The sequence below is a fragment of the Rhodoferax ferrireducens genome, from assembly GCF_049302455.1.
GTDB classification, from domain to species: Bacteria; Pseudomonadota; Gammaproteobacteria; order Burkholderiales; family Burkholderiaceae_C; genus Rhodoferax; species Rhodoferax ferrireducens_B.
This window is the reverse complement of sequence record NZ_JBAQMD010000105.1, coordinates 1-17,745: the sequence shown is the minus strand read 5'-3', so window position 1 is coordinate 17,745 and position 17,745 is coordinate 1. Positions and strand designations below refer to the sequence as shown.

The 17,745-nt window shown below is 58.0% G+C and carries 18 protein-coding genes; 4 read left to right on the top strand and 14 right to left on the bottom strand.

Annotated elements, in window-relative coordinates:
- The 11 genes from asd to WA157_RS17615 all read right to left on the bottom strand — a co-directional run.
- Positions 1–888: aspartate-semialdehyde dehydrogenase (gene asd / locus WA157_RS17665; RefSeq protein ID WP_422622213.1), on the bottom strand; the 888-nt coding region annotated here is incomplete at its 3' end.
- Between the two features lie 221 nt (positions 889–1,109).
- Positions 1,110–2,180, bottom strand: coding sequence for a 3-isopropylmalate dehydrogenase (leuB, locus tag WA157_RS17660; RefSeq protein ID WP_422622212.1), 1,071 nt, complete (start codon positions 2,178–2,180; stop codon positions 1,110–1,112).
- A gap of 95 nt (positions 2,181–2,275) precedes the next feature.
- Positions 2,276–2,926, bottom strand: a complete 651-nt coding sequence (gene leuD, locus WA157_RS17655; RefSeq protein WP_422622211.1) for a 3-isopropylmalate dehydratase small subunit — start codon at positions 2,924–2,926, stop codon at positions 2,276–2,278.
- 23 nt (positions 2,927–2,949) lie between these two features.
- A complete protein-coding gene (gene leuC, locus WA157_RS17650; protein ID WP_422622210.1) occupies positions 2,950–4,422 on the bottom strand; it encodes a 3-isopropylmalate dehydratase large subunit in 1,473 nt (490 codons plus the stop codon).
- A gap of 112 nt (positions 4,423–4,534) precedes the next feature.
- A complete protein-coding gene (gltA, locus tag WA157_RS17645) occupies positions 4,535–5,845 on the bottom strand; it encodes a citrate synthase (protein ID WP_422622209.1) in 1,311 nt (436 codons plus the stop codon).
- Between the two features lie 3 nt (positions 5,846–5,848).
- Complete coding sequence (locus tag WA157_RS17640) at positions 5,849–6,157, bottom strand: succinate dehydrogenase assembly factor 2 (RefSeq protein WP_422622208.1); 309 nt, start codon at positions 6,155–6,157, stop codon at positions 5,849–5,851.
- A gap of 21 nt (positions 6,158–6,178) precedes the next feature.
- A complete protein-coding gene (locus tag WA157_RS17635) occupies positions 6,179–6,883 on the bottom strand; it encodes a succinate dehydrogenase iron-sulfur subunit (protein WP_422622207.1) in 705 nt (234 codons plus the stop codon).
- A gap of 26 nt (positions 6,884–6,909) precedes the next feature.
- A complete protein-coding gene (gene sdhA / locus WA157_RS17630; RefSeq protein WP_422622206.1) occupies positions 6,910–8,712 on the bottom strand; it encodes a succinate dehydrogenase flavoprotein subunit in 1,803 nt (600 codons plus the stop codon).
- Positions 8,713–8,805: 93 nt separating this feature from the next.
- Positions 8,806–9,171, bottom strand: coding sequence for a succinate dehydrogenase, hydrophobic membrane anchor protein (gene sdhD / locus WA157_RS17625; protein ID WP_422622205.1), 366 nt, complete (start codon positions 9,169–9,171; stop codon positions 8,806–8,808).
- 51 nt (positions 9,172–9,222) lie between these two features.
- Complete coding sequence (sdhC, locus tag WA157_RS17620; protein WP_422622204.1) at positions 9,223–9,666, bottom strand: succinate dehydrogenase, cytochrome b556 subunit; 444 nt, start codon at positions 9,664–9,666, stop codon at positions 9,223–9,225.
- Between the two features lie 205 nt (positions 9,667–9,871).
- Positions 9,872–10,621 (bottom strand): GntR family transcriptional regulator, encoded by a 750-nt coding sequence (locus tag WA157_RS17615; protein WP_422622214.1) that lies wholly within the window; start codon positions 10,619–10,621, stop codon positions 9,872–9,874.
- Between the two features lie 201 nt (positions 10,622–10,822).
- Between WA157_RS17615 and WA157_RS17610 the strand changes: the two genes are divergently transcribed.
- The 4 genes from WA157_RS17610 to acnB all read left to right on the top strand — a co-directional run bounded on the left by WA157_RS17610 (position 10,823) and on the right by acnB (position 16,408).
- The gene (locus WA157_RS17610; RefSeq protein ID WP_422622203.1) at positions 10,823–11,809 is read left to right on the top strand and encodes a malate dehydrogenase; all 987 of its coding nucleotides are present in this window, start codon (positions 10,823–10,825) and stop codon (positions 11,807–11,809) included.
- 105 nt (positions 11,810–11,914) lie between these two features.
- Entirely contained in the window at positions 11,915–12,979 is a 1,065-nt protein-coding gene (locus tag WA157_RS17605; RefSeq protein ID WP_422622202.1) for an HpcH/HpaI aldolase/citrate lyase family protein, read from the top strand.
- Between the two features lie 14 nt (positions 12,980–12,993).
- Positions 12,994–13,743, top strand: coding sequence for a hypothetical protein (locus WA157_RS17600; RefSeq protein ID WP_422622201.1), 750 nt, complete (start codon positions 12,994–12,996; stop codon positions 13,741–13,743).
- 67 nt (positions 13,744–13,810) lie between these two features.
- Positions 13,811–16,408, top strand: a complete 2,598-nt coding sequence (gene acnB, locus WA157_RS17595) for a bifunctional aconitate hydratase 2/2-methylisocitrate dehydratase (RefSeq protein WP_422622200.1) — start codon at positions 13,811–13,813, stop codon at positions 16,406–16,408.
- A gap of 73 nt (positions 16,409–16,481) precedes the next feature.
- Here acnB and WA157_RS17590 read toward each other — a convergent pair whose 3' ends face one another.
- The 3 genes from WA157_RS17590 to WA157_RS17580 all read right to left on the bottom strand — a co-directional run.
- Complete coding sequence (locus tag WA157_RS17590; protein WP_422622199.1) at positions 16,482–16,943, bottom strand: RcnB family protein; 462 nt, start codon at positions 16,941–16,943, stop codon at positions 16,482–16,484.
- A 108-nt stretch (positions 16,944–17,051) separates the two neighbouring features.
- The gene (locus WA157_RS17585) at positions 17,052–17,474 is read right to left on the bottom strand and encodes a DUF6691 family protein (RefSeq protein WP_422622198.1); all 423 of its coding nucleotides are present in this window, start codon (positions 17,472–17,474) and stop codon (positions 17,052–17,054) included.
- A partial coding sequence (locus WA157_RS17580; RefSeq protein WP_422622197.1) for a YeeE/YedE family protein occupies positions 17,471–17,745 on the bottom strand: 275 nt, incomplete at its 5' end. The genes WA157_RS17585 and WA157_RS17580, both read right to left, overlap by 4 nt.

Here is a 17,745-nt window from a genome sequence, read left to right as displayed (position 1 = left end):
GGGCACATCTTTTTTGAGCTTGAAGGTGAGAGCCTGGCTGTGGCAGCGCATGGTGCCCACGCGCACGCAGAAGCCGTCCACCGGAGTCTCTGCGGTACCGAAAGCGGCACCCTGACCCAATATCTTGTTGGTTTCGGCGCCGCCTTTCCATTCTTCGCGGCTCATGCCGTTGCCGAGATCCTTGTCGATCCAGGGAATCAGGCTGCCACCCAACGGCACGCCAAAATTGGCTGTTTCAGCCGGCGTCAGGGATTGCTGTTTACTCAGAATCTTGCGGTCAATCTCCAGGATCGCTGATTTGGGATCATCCAGCAGGTTCTTGACTTCGGCATTCAGTGTGCCGAATTGGGTCAACAACTCACGCATGTGCTGCGCGCCGCCGCCGGATGCCGCCTGGTACGTCATGCTGGTCATCCACTCGACCAAGCCCGCCTTGTACAGCGCGCCAACCCCCATCAACATACAACTGACGGTGCAGTTGCCGCCAATCCAGTTGTTCCCACCCTTGGCCAGGGCATTCTGGATCACGGGCAGGTTGACCGGATCTAGGATGATGATGGCATCATCTTTCATGCGCAGCGTTGACGCGGCATCAATCCAGTGGCCTGCCCATCCTGCAGCACGTAGTTTAGGGAAAACCTCAGTGGTGTAGTCGCCCCCTTGTGCACTGATGATGATGTCGCACTTTTTCAGCGCTTCAATGTCAAAAGCATCTTTGAGGGTTGTTTCGTTTTTAGCCAGAGCCGGGGCCTGGCCACCGGCATTGGAGGTTGAAAAGAAGACCGGTTCGATCAGATCGAAATCGCCTTCGGTCTGCATGCGGTCCATCAATACGGAACCCACCATGCCGCGCCAGCCTACCATGCCGACCAGATTGCCAATTTTCATCATGTTGCCCTTTCAGATGTTTGAAATACAGGAATTTCATCTGCCCGGCTCGTCAGGCCGGTGGGGCGCGACGAACCGGGCTGTGTCAGCCTTTAATGGTTGTCGTTTTGGTGCTTGCGGAGAAGATCAACACGCTCACGCTACTGGCGCCGCTCAATGGGAGCATTGCTGTTGGGTCGCGAGTGAGTGTGTCGTGGTGCATTTTTGAATTGTAAGCGAAACTATTTCAAGGCTTTTACCACCGCCGTGCCCATTTCAACCGTGCTGACTCGTGTCGTGCCTGTGCTGAAGATATCTGCGGTGCGCAGACCTTGCACCAGCACATCTTTGACGGCGGCCTCGATGCGCTGGGCTGCCACTTCCTGGTTCAGACTGAAGCGCAGCATCATGGCGGCGCTCAGAATGGTCGCCAATGGGTTGGCGATGCCTTTGCCGGCGATGTCCGGCGCGCTACCGTGGCTGGGTTCGTACAGGCCCTGGTTGCTGGCATTTAGGGAGGCCGAAGGCAGCATGCCGATGGAGCCGGTGAGCATGGCGGCCTCGTCGCTCAGAATGTCGCCAAACAGGTTGCCGGTGACCACTACGTCAAATTTCTTGGGGGCGCGCACCAGTTGCATGGCGGCGTTGTCCACGTACATGTGGTCGAGTTCCACATCCGGGTATTGCTGGCCGACTTCCGTTACCACGTCTCTCCAGAACTGGAAGGTTTCCAGCACATTGGCCTTGTCCACGCTGGTCACGCGTTTGCTGCGTTTGCGGGCCGCCTGGAACGCGACGTGCGCAATGCGCTCGATCTCGGGGCGCGAATAGCGCATGGTGTCAAACGCTTCCTCGGCACCGGGGAAATGGCCGTCCGTGGCGGTGCGGCGCCCGCGCGGCTGGCCGAAATAGATGTCGCCCGTCAGCTCGCGAATGATCAGGATGTCGAGGCCGGCAATCAGTTCGGGCTTCAGGCTCGATGCATCCACCAGTTGCTCGTAGCAGATGGCCGGTCGGAAGTTGGCAAACAGGCCCAGATTCTTGCGCAAACCCAGAATCGCCTGCTCGGGGCGCAGCGGCCGGTCGAGCTTGTCGTATTTCCAGTCGCCGACCGCGCCAAACAAGACGGCATCCGCCTCCTTGGCCAACTTGAGTGTGGCGTCCGGCAAGGGATGGCCATGCGCTTCGTAGGCGGCACCGCCGACCAGTGCGGTTTCCATTTCCAGCGGAAGATCAAGCGCGTTCAAGACTTTCACGGCCTCGGCCACTATTTCGGTACCAATGCCATCGCCTGGCAACACTGCAATTTTCATGATCAACCTAATTCTTTCTAGAGTGTTGGGGGGGAGGGCCTGCGCGCTACGCGCAGCAGCAGTCCATCCCGCAATGAAGCAAAATCTATAGCAGCTTACCCAATCAGGGTGCGGGCTAGCCATGGTTTTTGTGCTAAGCGTTGGACTTCAAAGGCCTTGATCTTGTCCGCTTGGCGCAAGGTCAGACCAATGTCGTCAAAGCCGTTGAGCAGGCAGTATTTGCGAAACGGCTGCACCTCGAAAGGCAGTTCTTTTCCATCCGGCTTGATGATGACCTGTCGTTCCAGATCGATGGTCAGCGCATAGCCCGGGAAAGCTGCCGCCTCGTCAAACAGCTGGTTGACCTGGATTTCGCTCAGCACAATCGGCAGCAAACCGTTTTTGAAACTGTTGTTGAAAAAGATGTCGGCGTAACTCGGCGCAATGATGGCGCGGAAACCGTATTGATCAAGCGCCCAGGGGGCGTGTTCACGGGATGAGCCGCAGCCAAAGTTCTTGCGCGCCAGCAGAATGGACGCGCCTTGGTAGCGGGGCTGATTCAGCACAAAGTCCGGGTTGGGCCTGCGACTCTTGGGGTCCTGGCCGGGAAAGCCCGCATCCAGGTAGCGCCACTCGTCGAACAGATTCTGGCCAAACCCGGTCTTGCGGATGGACTTCAGGAATTGCTTGGGAATGATGGCGTCGGTGTCGACGTTTTCGCGGTCCATCGGGGCGACCAAGCCTTTGAGCAGGGTAAATTTTTGCATGTCGGTTTCCTTGGCCTGTCCGTTCAGACAAACTTCCTGATGTCCACAAAATGGCCGTGAATGGCGGCAGCAGCGGCCATGGCGGGGCTGACCAGGTGCGTACGTCCGCCGGCGCCCTGGCGACCCTCAAAATTGCGGTTGCTGGTGGACGCGCAGCGCTCACCGGGCTCAAGCCGGTCGGCATTCATGGCCAGGCACATCGAGCAGCCTGGTTCGCGCCACTCGAAGCCGGCCGCCTTGAAAATCTCATGCAAGCCTTCGCGCTCCGCCTGTTCCTTGACCAGGCCCGAGCCCGGAACCACCATGGCCAGCTTGACGTTTTTGGCGACTTTTTGCCCCAATTTCTTGACCAGTGCGGCGGCCTCACGGATATCTTCAATCCGGCTGTTGGTGCAGGAACCAATAAACACCTTGTCCACATACAGGTCGTCAAGGGCTTTGCCTGGCTCCAACCCCATGTAGACCAGTGCGCGCTCGATGGCGCCGCGTTTGTTGGCGTCTTTTTCTTTGTCGGGATCGGGCACACGGCCGTCAATGCCCAGCACCATCTCAGGTGAGGTTCCCCAGGTGACTTGCGGAATGATCTGGGCGGCGTCGAGTTCAACAATGGCGTCGAAGTGGGCATCGGCGTCAGAGTGCAAGGTCTTCCAGTACGCCACCGCCTGGTCCCATTCGACGGCAGCGGCCGTGTCGTTGGCGGCGTTGTGCCCCGGCGCCAGCGGCCGGCCTTTAACGTACTCGATGGTTCTTTCGTCCACTGCCACCAAGCCGGCACGCGCACCGGCTTCAATGGCCATATTACACACGGTCATGCGGCCTTCCATGCTCAAGGCACGAATGGCGGAGCCGCCAAATTCAATGGTGTAGCCGGTGCCGCCTGCGGTGCCGATTTTGCCGATGATGGCCAGCACAATATCTTTGCCGCTGCAGCCACGTTGTAGTGCGCCGTCGACCCGCACCAGCATGTTTTTCGCTTTTTTGGCCAGCAGGGTTTGCGTCGCCATGACGTGCTCGACCTCACTGGTGCCGATGCCATGGGCCAATGCGCCAAAGGCGCCGTGAGTGGATGTGTGCGAGTCGCCGCACACCACCGTCATGCCGGGCAGGGTGGCGCCATTCTCTGGCCCGATGACGTGGACGATGCCTTGGCGTTTTGACATGAACGGAAAATAGGCCGCCGCGCCGAATTCCTGCATATTCTTGTCCAAAGTCAGGACTTGCTCTTTGCTGGTGGGGTCCGTGATGCCGTCATAGCCCAAGTCCCAGCCGGTGGTCGGCGTGTTGTGGTCGGCCGTGGCTACGATAGAACTGACGCGCCACACCTTGCGGCCCGCCTGACGCAGGCCTTCAAAGGCCTGCGGACTGGTAACTTCGTGCACCAGATGGCGGTCTACATACAAGATGGCAGTGCCGTCTTCTTCCGTATGGACAACATGTTCGTCCCAGAGTTTGTCGTACAGCGTGCGTCCGTGCGTTTCAATTTTTGTGCGGTCCATCGGCTTATTCCTTGGCAATCGGCGATTTTAAACGGCGCGGTAAAACCATTGCGCCCGACAGCAAAACGCCCGCCGGTGTTGCCATCCGGCGGGCGCTTCAGATGACAGGGTTTCAGCGTTGGGAAATCGGCAGAACATCCCGTTTGACAGAACCCGTAAACAGTTGACGCGGACGACCAATTTTGTATTCAGGGTCGCTGATCATCTCGTTAAGTTGGGCAATCCAGCCGACCGTGCGCGCCAGCGCGAACACGCCGGTAAACATGTTGACTGGAATGCCGATGGCGCGTTGCACGATACCCGAGTAGAAATCGACGTTGGGATAGAGCTTGCGCGAGACAAAGTACTCGTCTTCCAGTGCAATTTTTTCCAGTGCCATCGCCAGCTTGAACAGAGGGTCGTTTTCCAGCCCAAGTGCGGCGAGGACTTCCTTGCATGTTTCCTGCATCAGTTTGGCGCGTGGATCGTAGTTCTTGTAAACCCGGTGTCCAAAGCCCATCAGCTTGACGCCAGAATTCTTGTCCTTGACCTGCTCCATGAAATGACCAACTTTGGCGATGCCGCCCATTTGCTGGATCTCACCTAGCATGTTCAAGCATGCCTCGTTGGCGCCACCGTGGGCCGGACCCCACAGACAGGCCACCCCTGCTGCAATAGCGGCAAACGGGTTGGTGCCCGAACTGCCGCACAGTCGAACGGTCGAAGTGGACGCGTTTTGCTCGTGGTCAGCGTGCAGGATAAAGATGCGATCCATGGCGCGTTCAATGATCGGATTGACCTTGTAGTCTTCGCAGGGTGTGGCAAACATCATGCGCATGAAGTTGCCCGCATAGCTGAGGTCGTTCTGCGGATACATGTAAGGCTGGCCGATGCTGTATTTGTAGGCCATGGCCACCAGAGTTGGCATCTTGGCGATCAATCGCAGCGCCGATATGTCACGATGCTCAGGATTATTAATGTCGGTGCTGTCATGGTAGAATGCCGACAGGGCACCGACCAGGCCGGTCATGATGGCCATTGGATGGGCGTCACGGCGAAAACCGCGCAGGAAAAACTGCATCTGCTCGTTGACCATGGTGTGGTTGGTCACACGTTTGGTGAATGCTTCCTTGCCAGCGGCATCCGGCAGGTTTCCGTACAGCAGCAAATGACAGGTTTCCATGAAATCGCAGTTGGTGGCCAACTGTTCGATCGGGTAGCCGCGGTACAGCAGTTCACCCTTGTCGCCGTCAATATAAGTGATGGCCGACTGGCACGAAGCCGTGGACAAGAAACCCGGGTCATAGGTGAACATGCCGGTCTGTCCGTACAACTTGCGAATGTCAATCACATCCGGTCCGACGGTGCCTTGGTACACCGGCAAGTCGATGCTGGGTTTGCCGTCGCTGAACGACAGGGTGGCTTTATTGTCAGCTAGTTTCATCTTTTACCTTTCAAGGGGTTTTTTCAACATACACAAAACTTCACGCACATCATCTCGATCCAGGTCCACACTGACTTGCGCATCAGCGATAACTTGCGCCAGCGATTTGCGCTCCAAATGCAGATCCAGAAGATCCTTGTCGCTCAGTTCCATCAAGGCGCTTAAACCCTGCCCCTGTCCAACCGTCAGGTTCGATTCAAAACGCCGAAAAAACCGCTCGATAAAAATGTCGTTTTCAAGCAGACCACGGCGACAACGCCACTTCAGTTTGCTCAGAGCCCGTTCATCGATTAGTTCTTTATCTGGTGCCATCGCGCTAGTTTCCATGCCAGGTCAAAGCGCGCGACGAACCATCATTTCCTTGATCTTGCCAATGGCCTTGGTTGGATTAAGGCTCTTGGGGCAGACATCGACACAGTTCATGATGCTGGTGCAGCGGAACAGGCGATAGGGATCTTCCAGGTTATCAAGCCGCTCGCTGGTCGCCTCATCGCGACTGTCAGAGAGAAAGCGGTAGGCTTGCAGCAAACCGGCCGGACCCACAAATTTATCCGGATTCCACCAGAAAACAGGGCAAGCCGTCGAGCAACTGGCGCACAAAATGCACTCGTACAAGCCATTGAGTTCATCGCGTTCTTCTGGACTTTGCAGACGCTCTTTTTCTGGCGGCCGGGTTTCATTGATCAAATAAGGCTTGATCGAGTGGTACTGCTTGAAGAACAACGTCATATCGACGATCAGGTCACGCACCACCGGCAGGCCTGGCAACGGTTTGAGAACAATGGTGTCTGGCAAAGTCAGCATGTTGACCAGGCAGGCCAAGCCGTTCTTGCCATTGATGTTCATTGCGTCTGAGCCACACACGCCCTCGCGGCATGAACGCCGGTAGGAAAGCGTGGGGTCAATTTCCTTGAGTTTCGATAGTACGTCCAGCAACATGCGCTCGCTGCCATCGAGTTCGAGCTTGATGGTTTGCATGTAGGGCTTGGCATCGGTGTCAGGGTTGTAGCGGTAGATTTGGAAAGTGCGTTGAGCCATTTTTGTTTCTCCTTGACTGGTCTGGGTCAGAACGTACGGACTTTGGGCGCGATGGACTCTGCAGTCAACGGCTTCATGACGACCGGCTTGTAGCTGAGGCTGTTCGTCTCTTTATCCCAGAGTGTGTGCTTGAGCCAGTTGACATCGTCGCGTCCGAGAGGGCAGGTGGCATCATCAGCGGGACGGTCATAGTCCAGCACGCTGTGAGCCCCACGACATTCGTGTCGCGCAGCGGCCGACACCATGGTGGATTGCGCCACTTCGATCATGTTGTCGACTTCGAGTGCTTCAATCCGGTCGGTGTTGAATACTTTGGACTTGTCTGCCAGCTTGATGCCACCAACGCGCTCACGAAGTTTGGCGATTTTGGCGACGCCCTCATCCATGCTGGCTTGCGTGCGGAAGACACCAGCGTGTAACTGCATGCAGGCGCGAATGTCATCAGCCACTTTTTGCGAGTACTCGCCTGAAGTGCTGGCGTCCAGTCGGTTTAAACGTTCCAGCGATGCGTCGGCGGCATTGGCAGGCAGTGGTTTGTGGTTCTTGTTCTTTTGGTTGGTTTCAATGATGTGATTGCCGGCGGCGAAGCCGAACACAATAATGTCAAGCAATGAATTGCAGCCCAGTCGGTTGGCGCCATGCACGCTGACGCAGGCGCATTCACCCACGGCATACAGACCGTTGACGACCTCCTGAACTCCGTTTTTAGGAGCGACCACTTGTCCGCTGATGCTGCTCGGCACACCACCCATTTGGTAGTGGTTGGTCGGGATGACGGGAATCGGCTCTTTGGTGATGTCGACATTGGCAAAATTGTGACCAATCTCGAACACCGAGGGCAAGCGCAGCTTGATGGTCTCAACCCCAAGGTGGGTCATATCGAGGTTGATGTAATCCTTTTTCGGACCACAGCCGCGGCCTTCCTTGATTTCCTGGTCCATGCAGCGTGACACAAAGTCACGGGTTGCCAAGTCTTTGTAGGTCGGCGCATAACGCTCCATGAAGCGCTCGCCGTTGCTGTTGCGCAAAATAGCACCTTCACCGCGACAGCCTTCGGTCAACAACACACCCGCGCCGTAGACGCCAGTAGGGTGAAATTGCCAGAATTCCATGTCTTGCAGCGGTATGCCGGCGCGTGCTGCCATACCCAATCCATCGCCAGTATTGATGTAGGCGTTGGTGGACGCGGCAAAGATGCGTCCTGCACCACCCGTGGCCAACAATACCGTCTTGGCTTCGAGAATATGAAGGTCTCCGGTTTCCATCTCCAGAGCGGTGACACCCACCACATCACCTTCGGCGTCGCGAATCAAGTCGAGTGCCATCCATTCGACGAAGAAGTTGGTGCGTGCCTTGACATTTTGCTGATACAGCGTGTGCAGCATGGCGTGACCCGTGCGGTCGGCGGCAGCGCAGGCGCGTTGCACGGCCTTCTCGCCGTGGTTGCTGGTGTGACCACCAAAGGGGCGCTGATAAATCGTGCCGTCGGGGTTGCGGTCAAATGGCATCCCGTAGTGCTCGAGGTCATAAACAACTTTGGGCGCTTCGCGGCACATGAATTCAATGGCGTCCTGGTCTCCGAGCCAGTCGCCGCCCTTGATCGTGTCGTAAAAGTGAAAGTCCCAGTTGTCTTCGTTCATGTTCGACAGTGATGCGGCAATGCCGCCCTGTGCCGCCACGGTGTGAGACCGCGTTGGGAATACTTTGGACAGCACGGCCACGTTCAAGCCGGCGTTGGCCAACTGCAGTGAGGCGCTCATGCCGGAGCCACCAGCACCGACGATAACAACGTCAAATTTTCGCTTGGTAATTTTGGAAGTAGCAGTCATGATTTATATTGAGTCTCGGTTTTTTGGATGCAACAAGCTACAGCTTGCAGGCCATTTTTACGAACACACGGGGACGAATTTTTTGGACGTTTCTTACAGACGCCACAAGACTTGAATGCCCCAGCCTGCGCAACTGACCAGCCAGACGATGGCAAATACGTCCAGGACAAAGCGAACGCCATAGGGATGGACGTAGTCCTGGAAGATGTTACGCATGCCAACCCACACGTGGTAGAGCAGGGAAAGGATGACGGTAAAGGTCAAAGCCTTCATCCATTGCGGTGAAAAAATACCGGCCCATTGGGCATAGCCGATAGGGCCCTTGGTAAATATAAGTTCGGCCAGAGCCAGCACCGTAAACAGCGCCATCAGGACGGCGGTCACGCGTTGGGAAAGCCAGTCGCGCATACCATAGTGAGCTCCGACAACAAGGCGATGAGGACCAAAATTTACAGACATGATTAGTTTCCTGGTTGTTTGGGGCAGCGCCGACGGGCTGACCCGCAAAATTTAATAAAGGCCGAAAAGCTTGGCGCCAAGAATGACCGTCAGGCCCAGGGTGACAGCCATGACGAAGGCGGCTGACGATTTGCCGAATTCCTTGGTGGTGGCTTCGTGATGGGTATCCATCCACAGGTGGCGAATACCGGCAAGGAAGTGGTGCAGGTAAGCCCAGATCAGCCCCAGGGCGACCAGCTTCCAGATGAAACCGGGCAAGCCCAGCATGCCGACACTGAATGCGGAAGTGAATTTGTCAAATGAAATTTCAGACGAAATCGAGTTGTCAAACATCCAGATGATGAAAGGCATCAAGAAGAACATGATGGCACCGCTAACGCGGTGCATTCCCGACACAATGGACGCGAGTGGCCATCGGTAACTGATGAGATCGCTGCCGCCAATGTTGTAGAACTCGGGACGCTTTTTTGCTGTGCTTGTCGCTGATTCAGACATACTTTGCTTTCTATGTTTTGGGTAACTGCTTTGTAACCGGTCTCGGCAGCTACAAACATTCTATTGCAATGTTGAGGGTATACCCGCCCAAGCTGGCTACAGCTTGATCTGCAACAAAAGATGTGCTCACGATCCGTGCTTATTCATTGTTGTGATGGTCAGTCGTCCGATGGCGTGCGCTATGAGAAGTGTCGAAATTCATGGTTCATCCCAGGGTGTTGTGATAGTGATGCGTGTCAGTGCGGTAGTAGCCCCGGCGCAGTTCCATGGGCTCGTCCTGGTAGGTGTAGGCAATCCGCTCCACACTCAACAAGGGCGTGCCGCGCTCTACCTTTAATAGCTTTTCACGACCTTCTGACGCGGGCTCGGCGCGAATTTTTTCTTCAGCACGCACCATGCGAACATTGAATTCTGTCTCAAACAACACGTACATCGGACCCTGGTAGTTGGCCAGTCGTTCAGCGGTCAGGCCTTTGAACGGGACGGCGGGCAGCCAGATATCTTCCAGAATAGTCGGCGTGCCGGCAAAGCTCAACACGCGGCGCACCTGCAGTACCGGATCGCCCGTACGCAGTGCCAGGGCCCGAGCAATATCGGCGCTGGCGCGGCTGCGGCGACACGCGATGATGTCTCGTTGGGCCGGGCCTTCGCTGCCCGGTGGGCCGCTGTCGGGGACGAGTTTCAAGAACCGAAATTGCACTTGTTGCTCTGCATGGGTGGCCACAAAAGTACCCTTGCCTTGACGCCGTAGCAGCAGATTCTCTGCCGCCAGTTCATCAATGGCTTTGCGCACCGTGCCCTGACTCACCCGAAAGCGTAGCGCCAGTTCCATTTCACTGGGAATCACTTCGCCGGGTTTCCATTCGCCCGAGCGCAGGCTGTTCAGGATCAGGCTTTTGATCTGTTGGTACAGCGGGCTGAACGCCGGCGCGAGGGGCGCGGAAACAGCCCCCATGTTGCCAGCGACAGCAGGTGTGTTGCCGGCCAATGGAGAGGGTGTGAGTTGCATATTGCAACACATCTTATCTTATATAAGACATAAGACAAAATTGACGACTCCGGGTTTTCCAGAGTAAACTTGCTGTCATTCTGAGGGGCTCATGCAACCCGTTTGAGCAGCCACCAGGTCCCGTTTCACAACACTGGAGTTCTCACTATGAGCAAAAAGCCCGTCCGCGTTGCCGTTACCGGCGCAGCTGGTCAAATTGGTTACGCTATTCTGTTCCGCATCGCCTCCGGCGAAATGTTGGGCAAGGACCAACCCGTGATTTTGCAATTGCTGGAGGTTCCGGTGGAGAAGGCACAGCAGGCGTTGCAAGGCGTCATGATGGAACTGCAGGACTGCGCGTTCCCGTTGCTGGCGGGTATGGAGGCGCACAGTGACCCCATGACGGCTTTCAAAGACGTTGACTACGCCTTGCTGATTGGTTCGCGTCCGCGCGGCCCCGGTATGGAGCGTGCCGAGTTGCTGGCTGTCAACGGCGCTATTTTCACTGCACAAGGCAAGGCGCTGAACGCCGTAGCGAGCCGCAATGTCAAGGTGCTGGTGGTTGGCAACCCGGCCAACACCAATGCTTATATTGCCATGAAGAGCGCGCCTGATCTGCCCGCCAAGAATTTCACCGCCATGCTGCGTCTGGATCACAACCGCGCCTTGAGCCAACTCGCCTCCAAGACCGGCAAAGCCGTGGCTGACATTGAAAAAATGGCGGTCTGGGGCAATCATTCACCCACCATGTACGCTGACTACCGTTTTGCCACCATCAATGGCGAAAGCGTCAAGGACATGATCAATGACCAGGACTGGAACGCCAACACCTTCCTGCCCACCGTGGGCAAGCGCGGCGCGGCCATCATTGCCGCCCGGGGTGTGTCGTCGGCCGCCTCCGCTGCCAATGCAGCCATTGACCACATGCGCGACTGGGCGCTGGGCACCAACGGCAAGTGGGTCACCATGGGCATCCCGTCGGACGGCCAATATGGCATTCCGAAAGAGACCATGTTTGGCTTTCCCGTGACCTGTGAAGGCGGTGAATACAAGGTGGTGCAAAACCTGCCCATCGACGCGTTCAGCCAGGAATGCATCAACAGGACGCTCAAAGAGCTGCAAGACGAGCAAGCGGGCGTGGCCCACCTGCTGTAAGAAAGTCTGCCGTCCCGGCGTTGGACCGTGATCCATGGCGGTGAGGCCCCGGTCGGGCTTTCGCAGCAACGGTTGCGAATCAAGCCCGGCACGGGAAGCGTTTCAATGCAACATCCCCGCGACATCCTTCACGGTGCCCAAGCCGTCACACTCTTGCCGGTGTGCGACCATTACTGCGGGGTCGAGGCGCTGATGATCAAGAGCCTGGCTTTGCAGACTGAAATGTCTGCGGAGTTTGGCTCTTGTGTTTTTGATGTCACGCTCGATTGCGAGGACGGCGCGGCAACTGGCGATGAAAAAAATCATGCCAATCTTGTTGCTGCCCTCGTCAATCAAGCGTTGTCAGCTACTAAAAATATAGTGATTGACAAGCTCCAGCGGGTTGCCGCACGGGTCCATCCGGTCGGACACCCGGCGTTTGAACAGGATGTGGACATCATTGTCGGTGGCGCGGCAGCAGGCTTGTGTCACTTGATGATTCCCAAGGTGGAGACGCGCGCTGACGTCGATCGGGCTGTGCAACGGGTGGATCAGGCAGCGGCACAATCCGCGCGAACCGTCCCGCTCCCTTTGCATGTATTGCTTGAGTCGCCCGTCGCGGTGCAGCACGCTTTCGAGATTGCGGCGCACCCGCGGGTTCAGTCACTCAGTTTTGGCTTGATGGACTTTGTGTCAAGCCACGGTGGCGCCATTCCTGCCAGTGCGATGGGTGTCGATGCCGACCCGGGTTGGCACAGCCTGGATCAGTTTACCCATCCGCTGGTACGACGGGCCAAGCTGGAAATCAGCGCCGCCTGCCATGCGCACGGCAAGGTGCCGTCGCACTGTGTGGTGACCGAGTTTAAAGATGGAGCGCTGCTGCAGTCGGCTGCCAGGCAAGCGGCGCGTGCTTTCGGCTTCACCCGCATGTGGAGTATTCATCCGGCGCAAATCCGGCCTATCCTGCAGGCTTTTGCACCGGAGGCGCAAGAGATTGAACTGGCTGCGAATATCATGCAGGCGGGCGGTCAGGCTGATTGGGCGCCGATCTCTTATGGCGGCAAATTGCACGACCGTGCCAGCTACCGTTATTTTTGGCAAGTGCTGCAGCGGGCCCACCAGACCGGCTGTCGTCTCCCGGCGGCAACTGATGTTTATTTTTCAGATTTTGTTTCAACGCCATGCCACTAACCAAGGTCACTCCAGTGAAAAAATATATTTTTGCATCGGCACTGTTGATCGCGCTGCCTTTGACCCTGCTGGCGCAAACGCCAGCCAAGGCGGTCCACAAAGCCAAGCGCGTGGCCCCGAGCCAGGTAGAAATCAAATCCAAGGCGGTTCAAATGGCCGCTGGTATCCGGGCCGCAGAAGCTGCCTTGAGCCCCGCCGAGCTGGCCATTGCCGCATTGATCTACCAAGGCAGCATGCCTTGTGAGCTGGGCGCTTCTGTCACCGTGACGGCCGACCCCAAGGCACCGGGCTATTTCGACCTGCAGATCAAAAACCTCAAATACCGCATGATGCCGGTCGTCACGAGCACTGGTGCCATCCGGTTGGAAGACCAGCAGGCCGGTGCCGTGTGGTTGCAGTTGTCCAACAAGTCCATGCTGATGAATCAAAAGCTCGGGCAAAGGCTGGCCGATGTCTGCATGAATCCTGAGCAGGTGGTCGTGGCCGAGCGTCTGATCAAGACTCCGGCCCCCAGCCTGCTTGATGCACCGATTGTTGTTGCCTCAGATCCAAAGCCGCCTGTCGCCGTGCCAGGTCTGGCCCCCATCCTGCCTGACGCACCAATCGTTGTTGCCTCCGATCCCAAGCCGCCTGTCGCTGCGCCAGGTGTGGCCCCCAGCCTGCCTGACGCGCCGATTGTTGTTGCCTCAGATCCAAAGCCGCCTGTCGCCGCGCCAGATACGGTCCCTCAGCCTGCTCTGTGCACCGCTCCCAATTACTGCTAAATAGATAGCGGGCAACGCAAGCCCGACAAGGGCTAGAGATATTTTTTTCATAAATAAGGAGTAAATCATGTTGAAAAACTACCGTGCCCACGTGGCCGAACGCGCCGCCCTCGGCATCCCCCCTTTGCCCTTGTCGGCCCAGCAGACTGCCGAACTCATCGAGCTGCTCAAAAATCCGCCCAAAGGTGAAGAAGCCACTTTGCTGGACCTGATCACGCACCGCGTGCCCGCCGGTGTCGATGACGCGGCCAAGGTCAAGGCCTCTTATTTGGCCGCCGTGGCGCATGGCACTGAAAAATGCCCGCTGATCTCGCCTGAAAAAGCCACGGAGTTGCTGGGCACCATGCTGGGCGGCTACAACATCAGCCCGCTGATCGATTTGCTGGATCAGCCGGCGGTGGCTCAGGTGGCGGCCAATGGGCTGAAAAAGACCTTGCTGATGTTTGACCAGTTCCATGATGTGCAGGAAAAAGCCGACAAAGGCAACGCACAGGCCAAAGCCGTGTTGCAAAGCTGGGCTGATGCCGAGTGGTTCACCTCGCGCCCGGAAGTGCCGCAGTCGATCAAGCTTACCGTCTTCAAGGTGGCCGGTGAAATCAACACCGATGACCTGTCGCCGGCACCCGATGCCTTCAGCCGCCCGGACATTCCCTTGCACGCCCTGGCGATGCACAAAAATGCCCGCCCCGGCATCGTTCCCGAAGAAGACGGCAAGCGCGGCCCGGTCAAGTTTTTTGATGAACTCAAGGCCAAGGGCAACCTGGTGGCCTATGTGGGCGATGTGGTGGGCACGGGCTCCAGCCGCAAATCAGCCACCAACTCGGTGCTCTGGTTCACTGGCGAGGATATTCCGTTCGTGCCGAACAAGCGTTTCGGTGGTGTCTGTCTGGGCGGCAAGATCGCCCCGATTTTCTACAACACCATGGAAGACTCAGGCGCACTGCCGATCGAGCTTGATGTCAGCCAGATGGACATGGGCGATGTCATCGAGCTGCGCCCCTATGACGGCAAAGCCTTGAAAGACGGCAAGGTCGTGGCCGAGTTCAAACTCAAGAGCGACGTGTTGTTTGACGAGGTGCGCGCCGGTGGCCGCATTCCCTTGATCATTGGCCGCGGCCTGACCGCCAAGGCGCGCGAGGCGCTGGGTTTGCCCGTGAGCACCTTGTTCCGCCTGCCGCAAAACCCGGCGGATACCGGCAAGGGTTTCAGCCTGGCGCAAAAAATTGTCGGCCGTGCCTGCGGTCTGCCCGAAGGTCAAGGCGTGCGTCCCGGCACTTACTGTGAGCCGAAGATGACCAGCGTGGGTTCGCAGGACACCACCGGCCCGATGACGCGCGACGAGTTGAAAGACCTGGCCTGCCTGGGCTTCAGTGCCGATCTGGTGATGCAGTCCTTCTGCCACACCGCGGCTTACCCGAAGCCGGTGGACGTGAAAATGCACCACGAACTGCCCGCCTTCATGAACAACCGCGGTGGCATTGCGCTGCGCCCGGGCGACGGCATCATTCACTCGTGGCTCAACCGCATGCTGCTGCCTGATACCGTGGGCACCGGCGGCGACAGCCACACCCGTTTCCCGATCGGCATCAGCTTCCCCGCCGGCTCCGGCTTGGTCGCGTTTGGCGCCGCCACCGGCGTCATGCCGCTGGACATGCCAGAGAGCGTGCTGGTGCGCTTCAAAGGCAAGATGCAGCCGGGCGTCACGCTGCGTGATCTGGTCAACGCCATTCCGCTCTATGCCATCAAGGCCGGGCTGTTGACGGTGGCCAAGCAGGGCAAGAAGAACGTGTTCTCGGGCCGTATTCTGGAAATCGAAGGCCTGCCGGACCTCAAGGTCGAACAGGCCTTTGAGCTTAGCGATGCCTCAGCCGAGCGCAGCGCCGGTGGTTGCACCGTCAAGTTGAACAAAGAGCCCATCATTGAGTACATCAACAGCAATATCACGCTGCTCAAATGGATGATTGCGACCGGCTATCAAGATGCGCGCACCATCAACCGCCGCATCAAGGCCATGCAAGCCTGGCTTGCCAATCCGCAGTTGCTGGAGCGTGATGCCGATGCCGAGTACGCTGCCGTGATCGAGATCGATCTGGCCGACATTCATGAGCCCATCGTGGCTTGCCCGAACGACCCCGATGATGTGAAGACACTGTCTGAAGTTGCCGGCGCCAAGATCGAAGAAGTCTTTATCGGCTCGTGCATGACCAATATCGGTCACTTCCGCGCAGCCAGCAAGCTGCTGGAAAACAAGCGTGATATCCCGGTCAAACTGTGGGTCGCGCCGCCAACCAAGATGGATGCCAAGCAGTTGAGCGAAGAAGGCCATTACGGCGTGCTCGGCTCGGCCGGTGCGCGCATGGAAATGCCGGGCTGCAGCCTGTGCATGGGCAACCAGGCACAGGTCAAGGAAGGCGCTGTGGTGTTCTCCACGTCAACGCGCAACTTCCCGAACCGCTTGGGCAAGAACAGCAACGTTTACCTGGGCAGCGCGGAACTGGCGGCCATTTGTGCCAAGCTGGGGCGCATTCCGACCAAAGCCGAGTACATGGCCGACATGGGCGTGCTGACCGCAGCCAGCGACAAGATTTACCAGTACCTGAACTTCGACAAGGTGCAAGACTACACCGACGCCGCAGCCTCCGTGGCAGAAAGCGTTGCCGCCTAAATCAACGGGTGAGGCGCTGGCAGGATGCAGCGCCGGGCGTGATCAGTCATGAATGCCCGGAGCTGCTGCGGCGTCAATTGCTCAGGATGATGTGCGCGATCAGGCCTGTGGCAATGGCGACCAACACATAGTCCGGCCCCACCTGCACCCACTGCTGGCCGTACGGGGGCCGGCTCAGATGGTATGAGCGGTAGTCCGTCACCACGTACTGGTGGTTGCGGTATTCGCGCGGAATGTAGCCGCCACGCCTGAAGTCCGGGCCGCGTGCGCTGTAGTAACCGTTGCGGTCGTTTCGACGCACCTCGCCCTGGTCGAATCGGTGATCATCCTGCCGGTAATAACGTTGTTCGGTGCGGCGTTCATCCTGGCGGCTGTAACGCCTCTGGTCACGCTGATCAGCATGACGGCGGTCGGTCTGCTGAGCCCGCACAGGCTCCTCGCGCATACCGTGCCGGCCATTACCCTGGGCTGATGCGATTGCGCTAAACCCGAGGCTGGCGGTGGCAATGGCAAAAACAATGGCAGTGGATTTCATACGCTATCTCCAGATGGTGAGTGAGCTTCCATAGTGCACCTCCTTTATGTCCTGTCTGCCAATGGCGCGGGTTTTTGTGCAACGAAAGGTAGCAGGGGACGACGGGCGTCACTTCGCCCGCAGCCCCTGCACCAGCGCGCCCAGCGCAATGCCGGCCAGCGCCCACAGCAGGCTCCAGTTGCCAGCGCCCAGGCCCGCAATGGCCGGTCCCGGGCATACGCCGCACAGACCCCAGCCGACGCCGAACAGAGCCGCGCCCACCAGGGTGTCGCGGTTCCAGACGCTGGGATGCACGTGGAAATGCTCGTCCAGCAGAGGCCGCGCCAGCAAACGGGGCGCCAGCTTGTAGACCAGCAGCACCATCAGCACGGCGCCGCCCATCACCAGCATCAAGCCGAAGTCTTGAAAGCGCAGAAAGCTCAACACCACCTCGGGCCGGATCATGGTGGACAGTGACAGGCCAAAGCCAAACAGCGCACCCGCCGCCAGTGTGGCGAGCGACTTGAGGAGGGGCTTGTTGGCGGCGCTCATGCCAACCACCTTGCAGCCAGGTTGGCTGTCAGGAACGCGGTCGCCATGAAGGTCAGCACCGCCAGCAGGGACGGCCATTGCAGCGAGCCCAGCCCGCAGATGCCGTGACCTGACGTGCAACCGTTGCCCAGGCGCGAGCCGTAACCGACAAAAAATCCGCCCACTAGCAACTGCCATGCCGGCACCGCCGTGGCTTCGCGCACACCGCCCGCAAAGCCCAGCCACCACACCAGTGCACCCAGGATCAGACCCAGCGCATAGACCAGCCGCC

Excerpts from the sequence above, each read along its gene's own strand:
- leuB (WP_422622212.1), bottom strand. The coding sequence starts at position 2,180 with ATGAAAATTGCAGTGTTGCCAGGCGATGGCATTGGTACCGAAATAGTG.
- leuD (WP_422622211.1), bottom strand. The coding sequence starts at position 2,926 with ATGCAAAAATTTACCCTGCTCAAAGGCTTGGTCGCCCCGATGGACCGC.
- leuC (WP_422622210.1), bottom strand. The coding sequence starts at position 4,422 with ATGGACCGCACAAAAATTGAAACGCACGGACGCACGCTGTACGACAAA.
- gltA (WP_422622209.1), bottom strand. The coding sequence starts at position 5,845 with ATGAAACTAGCTGACAATAAAGCCACCCTGTCGTTCAGCGACGGCAAA.
- WA157_RS17640 (WP_422622208.1), bottom strand. The coding sequence starts at position 6,157 with ATGGCACCAGATAAAGAACTAATCGATGAACGGGCTCTGAGCAAACTG.
- WA157_RS17635 (WP_422622207.1), bottom strand. The coding sequence starts at position 6,883 with ATGGCTCAACGCACTTTCCAAATCTACCGCTACAACCCTGACACCGAT.
- sdhA (WP_422622206.1), bottom strand. The coding sequence starts at position 8,712 with ATGACTGCTACTTCCAAAATTACCAAGCGAAAATTTGACGTTGTTATC.
- sdhD (WP_422622205.1), bottom strand. The coding sequence starts at position 9,171 with ATGTCTGTAAATTTTGGTCCTCATCGCCTTGTTGTCGGAGCTCACTAT.
- sdhC (WP_422622204.1), bottom strand. The coding sequence starts at position 9,666 with ATGTCTGAATCAGCGACAAGCACAGCAAAAAAGCGTCCCGAGTTCTAC.
- WA157_RS17615 (WP_422622214.1), bottom strand. The coding sequence starts at position 10,621 with ATGGGGGCTGTTTCCGCGCCCCTCGCGCCGGCGTTCAGCCCGCTGTAC.
- WA157_RS17610 (WP_422622203.1), top strand. The coding sequence starts at position 10,823 with ATGAGCAAAAAGCCCGTCCGCGTTGCCGTTACCGGCGCAGCTGGTCAA.
- WA157_RS17605 (WP_422622202.1), top strand. The coding sequence starts at position 11,915 with ATGCAACATCCCCGCGACATCCTTCACGGTGCCCAAGCCGTCACACTC.
- acnB (WP_422622200.1), top strand. The coding sequence starts at position 13,811 with ATGTTGAAAAACTACCGTGCCCACGTGGCCGAACGCGCCGCCCTCGGC.
- WA157_RS17590 (WP_422622199.1), bottom strand. The coding sequence starts at position 16,943 with ATGAAATCCACTGCCATTGTTTTTGCCATTGCCACCGCCAGCCTCGGG.
- WA157_RS17585 (WP_422622198.1), bottom strand. The coding sequence starts at position 17,474 with ATGAGCGCCGCCAACAAGCCCCTCCTCAAGTCGCTCGCCACACTGGCG.